Source organism: Fervidicella metallireducens AeB (assembly GCF_000601455.1).
Lineage (GTDB): Bacteria > Bacillota > Clostridia > Clostridiales > Caloramatoraceae > Fervidicella > Fervidicella metallireducens.
Window position 1 is genome coordinate 1 of sequence record NZ_AZQP01000056.1, and the last position, 12,829, is coordinate 12,829.

Consider the following 12,829-nt stretch of genomic DNA (forward strand, 5'->3'; position numbering starts at 1 on the left):
AGGGGAGGTTAATTAATGGAAAACGAAAAAATTAGAATAGTCATTGCCGATGACAATAAAGAATTTTCCAGTATCCTAAGTGAATATTTAAGTGGACAGAGTGATTTTGAGGTTGTGGGTGTTGCCAAGGACGGGATTGAAGCTGTAAAATTAGTTTCAAATTATCAGCCACATGTACTCGTTCTTGATATTATTATGCCTCATCTTGATGGACTTGGAGTATTAGAAAAAATAAATTCAATGACAGATATACCTATGCCTAAAGTAATCGTCCTATCTGCAGTAGGTCAGGATAAAATTACCCAGAGAGCTATTAATTTAGGTGCTGAATACTATGTTGTGAAGCCCTTTGACATGGAGATATTTATCAAGAGAATAAGACAAATGTTTTCATCAAGCCAAGGTGTTAATGAGGTTAGAAGGAATACACTTATTGTCCAAGAACAACCTACTTTTAATAAATCAAATTCCCTTGAGGCTGAAATAACAAGTATAATACATGAAATAGGTGTTCCTGCTCATATTAAAGGTTATTTATATCTAAGAGAAGCTATTCAAATGGTTGTAAACGATGTTGAATTATTGAGTGCTGTAACAAAGGAATTATATCCATCAATAGCTAAGAAATATAATACAACAGCAAGTAGAGTTGAGAGAGCAATAAGACATGCTATTGAAGTTGCCTGGGCAAGGGGACAGGTTGAAACCATTAATAGAATTTTTGGATATACAATTCACAACGATAAGGGTAAACCAACAAACAGCGAATTCATCGCTATGGTTGCCGATAAGCTAAGACTTAAACAGAAGTTAGGTTAAGCCAGTGAAATCAACGGTTTGCACACGGTTCGCTTTTTGTCAAAATCACAAAAAGAATTAGTTGGTGCAACAAACTTTTTAAAAGCAGTGCAACAAATCCTTTTATTTGTAGGTGGTATATAACATCATACATTTAGGAGGATTTTTTTATGAAGTTAACTAAATTTGATATGCAGATTGATGATTTTATGGACTACTGCGAGAGTAAAGATTTATCTCGAAAAACCATGGCTTCTTATGAAGCAACTTTAAAACTTTTTGCCAGATACCTTTATGATGAATTACAGATTGAATGTGCTACAAAGGTTAATGACAAAATTGTAAGGCAATATGTTTTATATCTAAAGGAGCGAGGTAAATACACGATTACTGCGGATGATACTACAAGGCAAATCAATAAGCCATCAAATAGGGGAGATTTAGGGAAGAAAATTTCACCTGCTACAATCAATAACTACATAAGGAACATTAAGGTTTTTTACAACTTTTTATTTGACACCAAAATGATAAAGACAAACACTGTGAAAAAAGTTGAATTCGTTAAAACTGAAAGAAAGCCAAAGGAATTTATATCAGATAATGATTTTATAAGACTGATTAAGTCACTCAATACAACAAAGGGTTGTATATTTAGTAATGTGGTTAAAAGGTACTATGGTATTATCCAGTGAGTATACTTTGTCGTGGGGGGGATATAAATGGGTTGATGTAAAAGCTATATGGGATAATTTACATGTTAAATTTAACTGATAATGGATTGACGTTTTAAAAAATTCTATTTAATATATGTATTGTGCCGGCACATATAGGATAATAAGTTAAAATATTCACAATTGAGTTAAAAAATATTTTTGTAAATAAGGGGGCTTATAAATGAAAAAAATTATTGCTTCTATAATATGCGCCATATCTTTAATCTCAAGTTGTAATCTTAACAACTATGTGTATGCAAGTGAGAATGAAAAATCTCTAACACAGATTGAAGAAGCAGAAATCAATAAACGTATGAATGAGTATTATCAGCAAAATGAAAATACCATGGTAGATTTTCACCTATTGGAAAAAATAGACGAACCAGCTAATGAGCAAGAACGTCAAGCAATACAACAAGAAATAGCAAAGATAGATTATGATATGAAATCAAGTGACAAAAGTGGTATAAGTACCCGTGATTTATCACCAAATGCTCCTACAGGTACTAATAATATATCACATACATATTTTGCAAGTGGAGATATGATATTAGTCCATGATGGCTACTGCACATATGGTTATTGGAGACATGCTGGTTTATATGACAAATATTATGATAATTTTATAACAGCAACTCCTTCTCAAGGAATGACAAGACAAACATGGACTAAAATGCATGGTTATGATGAAGCGATTGGTATAACAACATATAAATACATAAGCGGAAATGGCGATGTTGTAACGTATGCAAGAACTTTACTTTCAAAACAGATACCTTATAGCATACAAAATGCAAATAAAAGCAGTATAAATTACATGTATTGCAGTTTAGTGGCATGGAAATCTTGGGAACAAGGAACAAAGGGAAAAACTACTACAACAATACCAGTCGGTGGTGAATATTACACAGTTAACTATTTAGAAATTGATAATAATCAAGGCACATTCTGCTTACCGGATGATATTTCTGTTCAAAATAGTTCAGTAACAAAACGATTTGCATGGAGTGACTAATAATGAAACATAGATTAAAATCTTATAAACTTATAAAAGTTTTTTTAGTAACACTATTTGTAATCCTTCAATTGCTATCACTAACTGGGTGTTCCCTGACTCAAGATAATGATGTTATAGGAACTAAATATTATGTACGAAGTCAAAATCAGATAATAATGTTAGATGAGAAGCAAAACATTCTCAAAAAAATAGATATACCTTGGTTAGCTGATATGGAATTAGCGAAAAATGGTAAATTATATGCCATTCAAGATGGAGAAATGGCATATAATAAAGTTGTTGTTATTGAGGGAGATAAAATAAAAAAAGAAATTCCTCTTAAATACGGATTACTTGATTTTTTAAGATATAATCCATATGATAATAAAATGTATCTATCACAAACAAGAAACATAACAAAAGCAAATGAAAACTGTATAACAGTTATAGATACAGAAAAAGACATTCAAGAAAGTATTATACCCTACAATAAATATATAAGAAGTGATATGACTTTCACGGATAAAAATGAGTTGATAACAAGTGGGTTTGATAATGACCCTATAAATCCTAAAGCTTTCATTGATGTTATTGATTTAAAGCAAAAAAAAGTTAAAAAGTCAATACCTCTAAAATACCCGTTGACAAGTATGGTATACAATGATGGAAAAATCTACGGTACAACCTTTATCAAAAAAGAACATAATAGCGACTTATATTGTATTGATTTAAAAAGTAATAAAATAAATGTATTTAAAATGAAGTATCCTTCACCCAATAAGATAAAGATAAATCCAAAAGATGACTTAATATATATTGCTCATGGTGATGGGGAAGTATCCCAAAAGTATGCTGATAGAATAACAGTTTTCGACCCCATAAAAAATAAAATTGTTGATGAACTTGAATTTAGTAATCAACAAATGGTAATTCAAGATATGAATGTAGAAGGAGATAGTGTATATCTTTCTGATTGGAAAAATGGAAAGATATGTAGAGTATTTAACAATAAAATAGAGGAATTTAAAAACATAAAATCTCCATGGGAAATACTAGTCGCAAACTAAAAAGTATATTTTATAAATGTACCAACTGTATTAAATGAAATTTTAGGTAGAAGCCTTTTTCCTTTGTAGTGTAAGAGCTATCAGGAGAAAGGCTTTTATTTATCTAGTTTGCATAAATGAAAAAATGTGATAGTATAACTATAACAAATAGACCAACAAACATACAGAATATACACCTATAAATAACTTTGAAATCTCTGTTTTGCACATTTCTAAAACACTGTAAAATCAAGGGTTTAACGACAAAGGTAAGCCAACAAACAGTGAGTTTATAGCTATGGTTGCTGATAAGCTAAGACTTAAACATAAGTTAGGTTAACATTTTCTAGACAGTAAAGTAATATTTTGATATGAATTTAATGTATAATAATCCTTTTATTTGATGGTAGTTTAAAATCTTCAAATAGAGGGATTTTTGTTTTTAAAAATTTAAATAAATTAGGGCGGTGAAAACCCACCGCCTATTTATTTGCTAAATTTCTTTTCATATGATTCAACCATTTTCCTTACCATTAAACCACCAACATATCCATTTGCTCTTGATGGCAGCTCTCCTTTATCTATCTCATCATAGTTGTGTAATCCTATTTCTTCAGCAACCTCATTTTTAAATTTATTTAAAGCACCTTTAGCTTCAGGAACTAATGTTTGATTTCTACTGCTCATAGCATCGACCTCCTTTTGCTATTGTACTAATATTCTGTGTAATTTTTAATGATAAATACTAGGTGATAAGAGGATAAAAAAGCATATAAAAACAATAATCAATATTTTTATAAATATGTTTAATTTTTCTAAAAAAAGGCAAAATAACTATGAGGTGTATAGGATGTTTGTTCAATATAAAAAACTGAAATTAACTAAGGGAATAAAAGATTTTAAAAAAACAGACAACATATTGATATCTCAGGAAATGATAGATTATGCTACCGCATATATGATTTTAAACAAAAAGATAAGAAAAATAATAAATTGTGTAGATCAGATTTATAGGAGCAGTGGACTCTGCCTTTTAATTGATAGTGGCATAGATATTATATTTATGCCAAAGCTTTACTTTGAAGACTTTGAAGATGAAGGTGAAGTTAAAATATATAAAGGTTATATGTTTTACAAAAATATTTTATACAAGGAATGTGTTCCTGAATTTAAAGATATTAAATGTCTATACAATGACTTTTTAAGAAATACAGTTCATTACATGTCAAGAGAAAAGGAATTATTAAATAATATTAAATTATCTGGTAAGGTACTTAATCTATCAGAAAGAGTTATAATTTTTTCCAGATGTAGATACACACGGGAAGATTTACTTATTGCAAAAAATATCATAAAAAGCTACAACCCTACGATTATAGCAGTTGATGGTGGAGCAGACATAGCACTGAAACATGGTATAAAGCCTGACGTAATTGTTGGAGATATGGATAGCGTAAGTCTAAAGGCAATTGAAAAATGCGATAATTTTCTTCTTCATTGTTATTTAAGTGGTTTATGCCCAAGTGATGATAAGATACCTGAACTAAAAAATAAAGGTTATATAAGCTGTATAGGTACATCTGAGGATGCTGCTTTATTATATTGTATAAAACAAAAGGTTATGCATATCTATACTATTGGTTTTCATACAAGTGTTGAAGAATTTATTGAAAAAGGAAGAAGTGGAGCATCAAGCTATCTTCTTATTAGAATTCTTTATAGTCATCTGATAACGGACATAAAAAATAGCTTTGTAAATAGAGATTATGTTAAGTTCAGTTATGTCTGGATAGCCTTTATTATTGCTTTGTATCTAGGATTTTTGTTTACCATAACAGCAGGTGTATTTAAATGAAAATTGATATCATAATTCCTGCATACAATGAAGAGAAAAACATAGATGCTTTAATCAATGAAATCAAAATGTTTGGTAATTACAGGATAATTGTTGTTGATGATGGTTCCAAGGATAAGACCTTTGAAATGATAAAAAAATACATGGATGTTATATGTTTAAAAAATAATAAAAACATGGGAAAGGGATATTCAATAAAACGTGCCCTTGACTATGCTAAAGGTGATTTTGTCTTTTTAGTAGATGGAGATGTTTATGGAATTTCAGAAGAATTAAATGAAATAAACAACTATCTTGATAAGTACGATTGCGTCATATTTTATCCTGTGATAAAAGGTGGAGGTTTTGGATTTTTAAGAAATTTTGCAAAATATATAGTAAAAAAAAGAACCGGTTTTGAAATCGATTGGACGTTAAGTGGTATAAGGCTCATAAAAAGGGAGTTATTACAAAATATAAAGGAAGACCTTGATGATAGATTTGCATTTGAAATTTCCTTAACACTTAATCTGTTGTATCAAAGGAGGAAAATATTAGTTGTAAATTCAAAATTTTCACATAGAATAACTGGTAAAACTTTATTTGGTTTCATTCACAGGGGGATACAATTTATGGATGTTTTAAGGTTTACTCTAAAATAAGGAAGTGTTTCCATGGAGTTTATAATTTCAGCAGTAATAACCTTGCCGGCAATCTTTATAACTAATTATTTATTTAAAAAATTTAATCTTACAAAAATGAATTATAGAAATATTAAGCTTCCATATTCAGGAGGAACTATTATTTTTACCAGTATTGTAATATCATTGTTCGTTTCTTATTTATTAAATAATATATCTTTCTTTAAATTATTTTTTTTATTATAGCTCTTTTGTGTGTTTATATTGTTGGTATAATCGACGATTTGTTTGGAAAAAAGGAAGTTAAAGGTCTAAAAAATAATTTTAAACTTCTATTAAAAAGGAATTTTTCAACAGGAATAATAAAGGCTTTTGGGATTATAATTATAGCTTCATATATATACTTTATTTTTAAAGAAGAATATTGGCTTTTAAAGGGTTTGATAGTTGCTTTGTTTTCTAATCTGTTTAATGTCTTTGATTTAAGACCAGGTAGATGTTTAAAGTTGTATTTTGTTTTTGTACTTTTTTTAAGTTACAAATCCTTTCAGTGGAACCATAATGTTTACGTTGTGTCTATTGGAATACTCATGGTTTATTATTATTTTGATGCATTTGGTTATTGTATGTTAGGTGATAGTGGTTCTAACTTGTTAGGATTTATTATAGGAATGATAATTGTGGAAGTTTTCTCATTAGAATTTATTAAATTATTGTTTATACTGTTTGCTTTATTACTGTTAGAAGTTTATTTTGATAGATATTCTTACACAAAGTTGATACAGAGATTTAATATGCTAAATTTTGTAGATAGAATTTTAACGGAAAGACAGGGAAGTAATCATGTTAAATCTTGAACAGGGTGTAGTTAAAAATATAATTCTTCAAAGAGATGGAGTTCAATTTTTAGAAGTTGAAGTTAATGAAAAATGTGAGGTGGCACTAAATTATATAAACCATACAGGAATCTGTAGAACAGGTGATAGAGTGGTTTTGAATACAATTGCCCTTAGAATGTCTCTTGGAACGGGAGGCTATCATTTTGTTTATTATAACCTTTCAAATAAAAATAATGATGTTGATTTCAATAAAAGTTCAGGGCATATTATAAAGATGAAATATACACCATATCAGTTTAAAGTAAAAACAATCGAGGAGGTGGATATTTTTAAAAAATATTTTGATTCTCCAGTTGATTTGTCCAGTAAAAAAATATTGATTGCAAAACTTCATAGTATGATAGCACCTGGTGCATGTGTATTAAAATATAAGCAATCAGATTGTAAAATAAGTTTTATATATTGCTATGGAGGGTCTTTAGAAGCAAAATTTTCCAATACATTATCTGAATTAAAGGAAAAAAAGATAATTGATAACGTTATAACCTGTGGAGAATGTTATGGTGGTGATTATGAATCAGTAAACATATTTACTGCAATTATTTTTGCTTTTAAAATTTTAAGAAGTGATTACGTAATTATCTCATGTGGCCCAGGTATAGCAGGAACATCTACCTTTTACGGTTTTTCATCTTTGGAACTGGTTTTTGCCGCTTATGCTGTTAATTTAATGGGAAATGTTCCGATTGTTATACCAAGAGTCAGTTTTGCTGACAAGAGAGATAGACATTATGGGATAAGTTTACAGAGCATAGCTTTTTTAAAGTGCATAAATTTTCCCGTATATTTTCCTTTATATAGCTCCATAGGAGGGGAGATAATTTCAAAACAAATAAAAACACATGATATTTTTTTAAAACACCATGTGAGATATATAAATAATTCTTGTGTAAGGGAAGCTATGGCATATTATAAAGTAAATGGAGTTTCTATGGGGAGAAGATATGATGATGATCCTGCATACTTTGAAAATTGTGGAGCTGCATCTGAGTTTGCATTAATTTAAGTTAGTCTTTTTATAAGCAGGGGATTCAAAACTCTTTATTAATTCATACATATAGGTGTATTCTTTTTCACATTCCTTTAAATAATCTAAAACATCATTTATCTTTCCATATAAAATTAATGATTTGTTATTTGTATTTGTTTTCATAATAACACTCCTTTGTATTGTTATATTTACCAAATTTATGTATTATATTAATATGCAATTTACTTTAAAATATGTGTTAGGTGGTGAAAAATTGATTTATAGAGAAGAAACAATAGAAACAGAAGTAATTTTTAAAGGAAAAGTTATAAATGTAAAAAAAGATAAGGTCAAAATTGGTGATGATTTGACTTCATACAGGGAATTGGTTGAGCATAATGGGGGAGTCTGCATACTGGCAGTAAATGAAAAAAAAGAAATATTGATGGTTAAACAATATAGAAAACCATTTGATGAGATTTTATTTGAGCTTCCTGCAGGTAAACTTGAAAAAGATGAAAAACCTGAAGACTGTGCCATTAGAGAGCTTGAGGAAGAAACGGGTTTTAAACCACTGAAACTTTATCATATGCATACAATTTATCCATCACCAGGTTATTGTAACGAAAAACTGTATTTATATTTTTGTAATGAAATGGTTGAAGGAAAGATAAACACTGATGAAGATGAATTTGTTGAAGTTGAAACAATTTTATATGAAGAGGCTGTAAATATGATTTATGAAGGAAAAATAAAAGATGCAAAATCTATAGTAGGTATTTTTATGGCTAAAAAATTTTTTTAATTTCATAATTTCCCTTCTCTATTCATATAGATTAATGAAAAACCAATGAGAAGGGGAGGGGTATTATGATTAATTCATTTAGTCAGAGTATATCTAAAAGTGTAAAATATAACATTGGGCTTTATTTTATTGTAACTTTGTTTTTTGCAACTGGATTAGCTGCAGGGGCTTTTACTCTAAAGGCATTAGATTATACTCAGAAGCAGGATCTTTTGGCTTATTTAAATAATTTTTTTCAGATTATAGACAAAGAAAGCATCAATAACACCAGCATGTTTTTTCATGCTATAAGGAGTAATGCTTTTTCAGTATTGATGATTTGGCTTTTAGGTATTACTATAATAGGTATACCATTCACTTTGATCATATCATCTTTTAAAGGGTTTATTTTGGGATTTACCATATCCTTTTTAATCCAGGGATTAGGATGGAAAGGGGTATTGTTAACTTTTATAGCGCTGATTCCGCAAAACATTATTTATCTGCCATGTTTTTTAGCTATTTCAGTATCAAGTATAGGCTTTTCCCTTGGTATTTATAGAAGAAGATATGGAAGCAGTTTTAGAAACAGTCTAAAAAATAACATGGCTTCATATTCCTTTACAATATTTTCTCTTTTTCTACTAATGTGTATAGGTAGCTTTGTTGAGGCATATATTTCTCCTTTTTTATTAAAAAGTCTTTCAACTTATATGACTATTCACTGATGGGGTGTTGGCATGAGAACAAATAAGAAAGGGATATGTCTTTATTTTAAGATATTTTTTATTCTGTTTTTATTTGGAGTTTTATTACCATATTTATTTAACATTTTGGTAAGTAATATCTTTTTTATAAAGGATGAACTTCTAGAGGGAAACAGTACATTTGTCATGATAAATGTAAATAGGCAAAAGAGTATATTTTCTATTATCTTTAAATTATTATATAAAATATTAATTTTTGACATCTGAATGAAGGATTATTTGTTTTTTTGTTGAATATATAAATTTAAGATTGACGTGAAGGGGATTTTTTAAATGGATAAGGTAATAGGTGACTTTATTGGGAATTTGACGTCCAATAAAAATTTAAGTAAAAATACAATTGAATCCTACACTAGAGATATTAAACAGTTTCTGACTTACTTATCTGAAAACAATCTTGATTTTAAGAACGTCAAACGAACTAATATCATTGCCTATATATTATATTTGCAGAAACAGGGAAAAGCGACATCTTCAATATCAAGAAGTTTGGCCTCAGTCAGATCATTTTATCATGTTTTAATCAGAAATCGCATAATTGTAAATGATCCTACTTTAAATTTAGAAACACCTAAAATTGAGAAAAAGACTCCTCAGATTCTATCTATTGAAGAAGTTGAAAAAATTTTGGCACTTCCAAAGAGTATAGATGCAAAGGGAGCCAGGGACAAAGCTATGCTTGAGGTGTTGTATGCAACTGGTATCAGGGTGACTGAGCTAGTTTCATTAAATGTTGAGGATGTGAATTTGGAATTAGGGTATATTAAGTGTAATGGAAATAAAGAGAGAATTATACCTATTGGTAGAATAGCATTGGAATCTTTAAATGTTTATCTGAAGGAATTCAGAAAAAAATTCTTAAAAAATAGAGATGAAAGAGCTTTATTTTTAAATTTCCATGGTGAGAGGATTACAAGGCAGGGATTTTGGAAAATAGTTAAAAACTATGCAGCTTTAGCAGGTATTGAAAAAGAAATAACTCCCCACACTTTACGGCATTCCTTTGCTGCGCATTTAATTGAAAATGGAGCTGATTTAAAATCTGTTCAGCAGATGCTAGGGCATTCTGATTTATCAACAACGCAGATATATGCTGAAATGGTGAAAAATAGAATAAGTGATGTTTATAAAAAGTCGCATCCAAGGGCATAATGCCCTTTTTATTTTTTTGTTTTTAAGATATAATAATATTCTAAAAATATATAAAGATATCAAAATTATATACTTTTATGTAAAAGGGGATGAAACAATGATTAACAGGGTTACTTTGATTGTACTTGATAGTGTAGGAATTGGAGAGCTTCCTGACGCTGAACTATATGGTGATAGTGGCAGTAATACTATGGGGAACATATCCAAACATTTAGGCGGACTTAACTTAAAGAATATGCAGAAATTAGGTTTGGGTAATATTGATGGGATAGAGGGGTTTAATCCAGTTAGCAATCCATTAGGTTGTTATGGTAGATCATTGGAAAAATCAAAGGGAAAAGATACAACAACAGGACACTGGGAAATAGCAGGTCTTATCCTTGAGACGCCTTTTCCGACTTATCCTGATGGATTTCCTGACGAAGTAATAAAGGAATTTGAAAAGAGAATTGGAAGAAAAACACTTGGAAATAAACCAGCATCAGGTACAGCCATAATAGAAGAATTAGGGGATGAGCATGTAAAAACTGGATATCCAATAGTATATACATCAGCTGACAGTGTATTTCAGATAGCTGCCCACGAGGAGGTTATTTCCTTAGATAAACTCTATGAGATGTGTGAGACAGCCAGAGAAATACTGGTAGGAGAACATGGAGTTGGAAGAGTTATAGCAAGACCTTTTATTGGTAAGAGTGGAGAATATAAGAGAACATCTAACAGAAAAGATTTTTCAAGAAAACCATTTAAAAAAACAATATTAAACTACATAGCTGATAATGGTTTAGATGTTTGTGCTGTTGGTAAGATAGAAGACATTTATGGAGGATATGGAATTACAAAGGCAGTGCATACAAAAAATAATATGGATGGTGTAGATAAGACCCTTGAGTTTATGAAGGAAAATTCAAAAGGACTTATTTTTACAAACTTGGTTGATTTTGATATGCAATATGGTCACAGAAATGATATAGCTGGATATGCTAAGGCTTTAGAAGAATTTGATAACAGGGTACCAGAGATAATTGAAAATCTTAGAGATGATGAACTGTTAATAATAACTGCAGATCATGGGTGTGACCCTACAACTGAAAGTACAGATCATTCAAGGGAATACATTCCTATATTAGTATATGGTAAAATGATTAAGCCTGGTATAAATTTAGGAACAAGAACATCTTTTTCTGATATAGGAAAAACAATTGGTGAATTATTAGGAATAGAAAACGATATCGAAGGAACCAGCTTTGCAAAGGAAATACTATAGGAGGATATGCAAATGTTAAAGGAAATGATAATGATGAAGGATGCTTTAGAATATATTAAATCAAAAATTAATGATATTCCTGAGGTAGGACTTATTTTAGGCTCAGGCTTAGGTTCAATTGCAGACGAGGTTGAAGAAAAGGTAGTAATTAAATATAGCGATATACCTAATTTCCCTGTTTCTACTGTAGCAGGTCATGCAGGGCAGTTTGTATACGGTAAGTTAGAAGGTAAAACAGTTTTAATGATGCAGGGGAGATTCCATTTTTATGAAGGCTATGCAATGAGGGAGGTTACTTTCCCAATAAGAATATTGCACATGCTTGGAATAAAGAACCTTATTGTTACCAATGCAGCTGGAGGGGTAAATACTGGCTTTAAACCTGGAGACTTAATGATTATTAAGGATCATATTAACTTTTCAGGAACTAACCCTCTAATAGGTAGAAACTTAGATGAGTTCGGACCTAGATTTCCAGATATGTCAAAACCATATTGCAGTGATTTAATTGAAATTGCAAAAAAAGTAGCAGAGGAAAAGGAAATCGATGTTGTTGAAGGTGTTTACATAATGATGACTGGACCAAGTTATGAAACACCTGCAGAAATAAGAATGTGTAGAATACTTGGTGCCGATGCTGTAGGTATGTCTACAGTTCCAGAGGTCATAGTAGCAAACCATAGTGGAATGAAAGTTCTAGGAATATCCTGCATTACTAACATGGCAGCAGGAATACTGGAGCAACCACTTAATCATCAGGAAGTTATGGAAACCTCAGAAAAAGTTAAGGATAAATTTAAGTCATTAGTTAAGGGAATAGTAAGCAGAATATAAGAAGTAAACAAAAGGTGCCTGGCACCTTTTGTTTACTTCTTTAATTTTGGTTTGAGGTCTTAGGATTAATTTGTATATAATTTTTGAATATGCGGAAAAATAAAACAAAATAGTGATGTATTTTAGG

At 30.0% G+C, this 12,829-nt stretch carries 15 protein-coding genes; 13 read left to right on the forward strand and 2 right to left on the reverse strand.

Features of this window, described 5'->3' with window-relative positions:
• Window positions 1–15: 15 nt before the first annotated feature.
• The 4 genes from spo0A to Q428_RS12450 all read left to right on the forward strand — a co-directional run bounded on the left by spo0A (window position 16) and on the right by Q428_RS12450 (window position 3,575).
• Window positions 16–819, forward strand: a complete 804-nt coding sequence (gene spo0A, locus Q428_RS12435) for a sporulation transcription factor Spo0A (RefSeq protein WP_035381421.1) — start codon at window positions 16–18, stop codon at window positions 817–819.
• A 149-nt stretch (window positions 820–968) separates the two neighbouring features.
• Window positions 969–1,490 carry a tyrosine-type recombinase/integrase gene (locus Q428_RS12440; protein ID WP_051515161.1) on the forward strand — a complete coding sequence of 174 codons (522 nt, stop codon included), beginning with the start codon at window positions 969–971 and terminating at the stop codon, window positions 1,488–1,490.
• A 271-nt stretch (window positions 1,491–1,761) separates the two neighbouring features.
• Entirely contained in the window at window positions 1,762–2,526 is a 765-nt protein-coding gene (locus tag Q428_RS12445; protein WP_152539132.1) for a hypothetical protein, read from the forward strand.
• Between the two features lie 2 nt (window positions 2,527–2,528).
• Window positions 2,529–3,575, forward strand: coding sequence for a YncE family protein (locus tag Q428_RS12450; protein WP_035381423.1), 1,047 nt, complete (start codon window positions 2,529–2,531; stop codon window positions 3,573–3,575).
• Between the two features lie 465 nt (window positions 3,576–4,040).
• Here the strand turns inward: Q428_RS12450 and Q428_RS12455 are convergent, their stop codons facing one another.
• A complete protein-coding gene (locus Q428_RS12455; RefSeq protein WP_035381425.1) occupies window positions 4,041–4,241 on the reverse strand; it encodes an alpha/beta-type small acid-soluble spore protein in 201 nt (66 codons plus the stop codon).
• 163 nt (window positions 4,242–4,404) lie between these two features.
• Between Q428_RS12455 and steA the strand changes: the two genes are divergently transcribed.
• The 4 genes from steA (at window position 4,405) to Q428_RS12480 (ending at window position 7,934) form a co-directional block, all read left to right on the forward strand.
• Window positions 4,405–5,409: a putative cytokinetic ring protein SteA gene (gene steA, locus Q428_RS12460; RefSeq protein ID WP_035381427.1), complete on the forward strand. Its 1,005-nt coding sequence runs from the start codon at window positions 4,405–4,407 to the stop codon at window positions 5,407–5,409.
• On the forward strand, window positions 5,406–6,050 hold the full coding sequence (locus Q428_RS14675; protein WP_051515162.1) for a glycosyltransferase family 2 protein: 645 nt from the start codon (window positions 5,406–5,408) through the stop codon (window positions 6,048–6,050). Before steA ends, Q428_RS14675 begins: the two co-directional genes overlap by 4 nt.
• 230 nt (window positions 6,051–6,280) lie before the next feature.
• Complete coding sequence (locus tag Q428_RS12475; RefSeq protein WP_152539133.1) at window positions 6,281–6,886, forward strand: hypothetical protein; 606 nt, start codon at window positions 6,281–6,283, stop codon at window positions 6,884–6,886.
• The gene (locus Q428_RS12480) at window positions 6,873–7,934 is read left to right on the forward strand and encodes a DUF3866 family protein (protein ID WP_035381433.1); all 1,062 of its coding nucleotides are present in this window, start codon (window positions 6,873–6,875) and stop codon (window positions 7,932–7,934) included. The genes Q428_RS12475 and Q428_RS12480 overlap by 14 nt, the downstream gene beginning before the upstream one ends.
• On the opposite strand, the gene mciZ is transcribed toward Q428_RS12480, so the two are convergent.
• Window positions 7,926–8,081 carry a Z-ring formation inhibitor MciZ gene (gene mciZ, locus Q428_RS15510; RefSeq protein ID WP_161633631.1) on the reverse strand — a complete coding sequence of 52 codons (156 nt, stop codon included), beginning with the start codon at window positions 8,079–8,081 and terminating at the stop codon, window positions 7,926–7,928. The two genes, Q428_RS12480 and mciZ, sit on opposite strands and share 9 nt — an antisense overlap.
• 91 nt (window positions 8,082–8,172) lie before the next feature.
• Here mciZ and Q428_RS12485 point away from each other — a divergent pair, with 91 nt between their 5' ends.
• From Q428_RS12485 to Q428_RS12510, 5 genes are all read left to right on the forward strand, one after another.
• Entirely contained in the window at window positions 8,173–8,703 is a 531-nt protein-coding gene (locus Q428_RS12485) for an NUDIX hydrolase (RefSeq protein ID WP_035381435.1), read from the forward strand.
• A 65-nt stretch (window positions 8,704–8,768) separates the two neighbouring features.
• Window positions 8,769–9,410 carry a stage II sporulation protein M gene (spoIIM, locus tag Q428_RS12490; RefSeq protein WP_035381436.1) on the forward strand — a complete coding sequence of 214 codons (642 nt, stop codon included), beginning with the start codon at window positions 8,769–8,771 and terminating at the stop codon, window positions 9,408–9,410.
• Window positions 9,411–9,722: 312 nt separating this feature from the next.
• Window positions 9,723–10,601, forward strand: coding sequence for a site-specific tyrosine recombinase XerD (xerD, locus tag Q428_RS12500; protein ID WP_035381440.1), 879 nt, complete (start codon window positions 9,723–9,725; stop codon window positions 10,599–10,601).
• A 97-nt stretch (window positions 10,602–10,698) separates the two neighbouring features.
• Window positions 10,699–11,868, forward strand: coding sequence for a phosphopentomutase (locus Q428_RS12505; protein WP_035381441.1), 1,170 nt, complete (start codon window positions 10,699–10,701; stop codon window positions 11,866–11,868).
• A 12-nt stretch (window positions 11,869–11,880) separates the two neighbouring features.
• Window positions 11,881–12,702 (forward strand): purine-nucleoside phosphorylase, encoded by an 822-nt coding sequence (locus tag Q428_RS12510; protein WP_035381443.1) that lies wholly within the window; start codon window positions 11,881–11,883, stop codon window positions 12,700–12,702.
• Window positions 12,703–12,829 lie beyond the last annotated feature (127 nt).

Bases quoted from the DNA above. Each gene is read 5' to 3' on its own strand.
- spo0A (WP_035381421.1), top strand. From the start codon at position 16: ATGGAAAACGAAAAAATTAGAATAGTCATTGCCGATGACAATAAAGAA.
- Q428_RS12440 (WP_051515161.1), top strand. From the start codon at position 969: ATGAAGTTAACTAAATTTGATATGCAGATTGATGATTTTATGGACTAC.
- Q428_RS12450 (WP_035381423.1), top strand. From the start codon at position 2,529: ATGAAACATAGATTAAAATCTTATAAACTTATAAAAGTTTTTTTAGTA.
- Q428_RS12455 (WP_035381425.1), bottom strand. From the start codon at position 4,241: ATGAGCAGTAGAAATCAAACATTAGTTCCTGAAGCTAAAGGTGCTTTA.
- steA (WP_035381427.1), top strand. From the start codon at position 4,405: ATGTTTGTTCAATATAAAAAACTGAAATTAACTAAGGGAATAAAAGAT.
- Q428_RS14675 (WP_051515162.1), top strand. From the start codon at position 5,406: ATGAAAATTGATATCATAATTCCTGCATACAATGAAGAGAAAAACATA.
- Q428_RS12480 (WP_035381433.1), top strand. From the start codon at position 6,873: ATGTTAAATCTTGAACAGGGTGTAGTTAAAAATATAATTCTTCAAAGA.
- mciZ (WP_161633631.1), bottom strand. From the start codon at position 8,081: ATGAAAACAAATACAAATAACAAATCATTAATTTTATATGGAAAGATA.
- spoIIM (WP_035381436.1), top strand. From the start codon at position 8,769: ATGATTAATTCATTTAGTCAGAGTATATCTAAAAGTGTAAAATATAAC.
- xerD (WP_035381440.1), top strand. From the start codon at position 9,723: ATGGATAAGGTAATAGGTGACTTTATTGGGAATTTGACGTCCAATAAA.
- Q428_RS12505 (WP_035381441.1), top strand. From the start codon at position 10,699: ATGATTAACAGGGTTACTTTGATTGTACTTGATAGTGTAGGAATTGGA.
- Q428_RS12510 (WP_035381443.1), top strand. From the start codon at position 11,881: ATGTTAAAGGAAATGATAATGATGAAGGATGCTTTAGAATATATTAAA.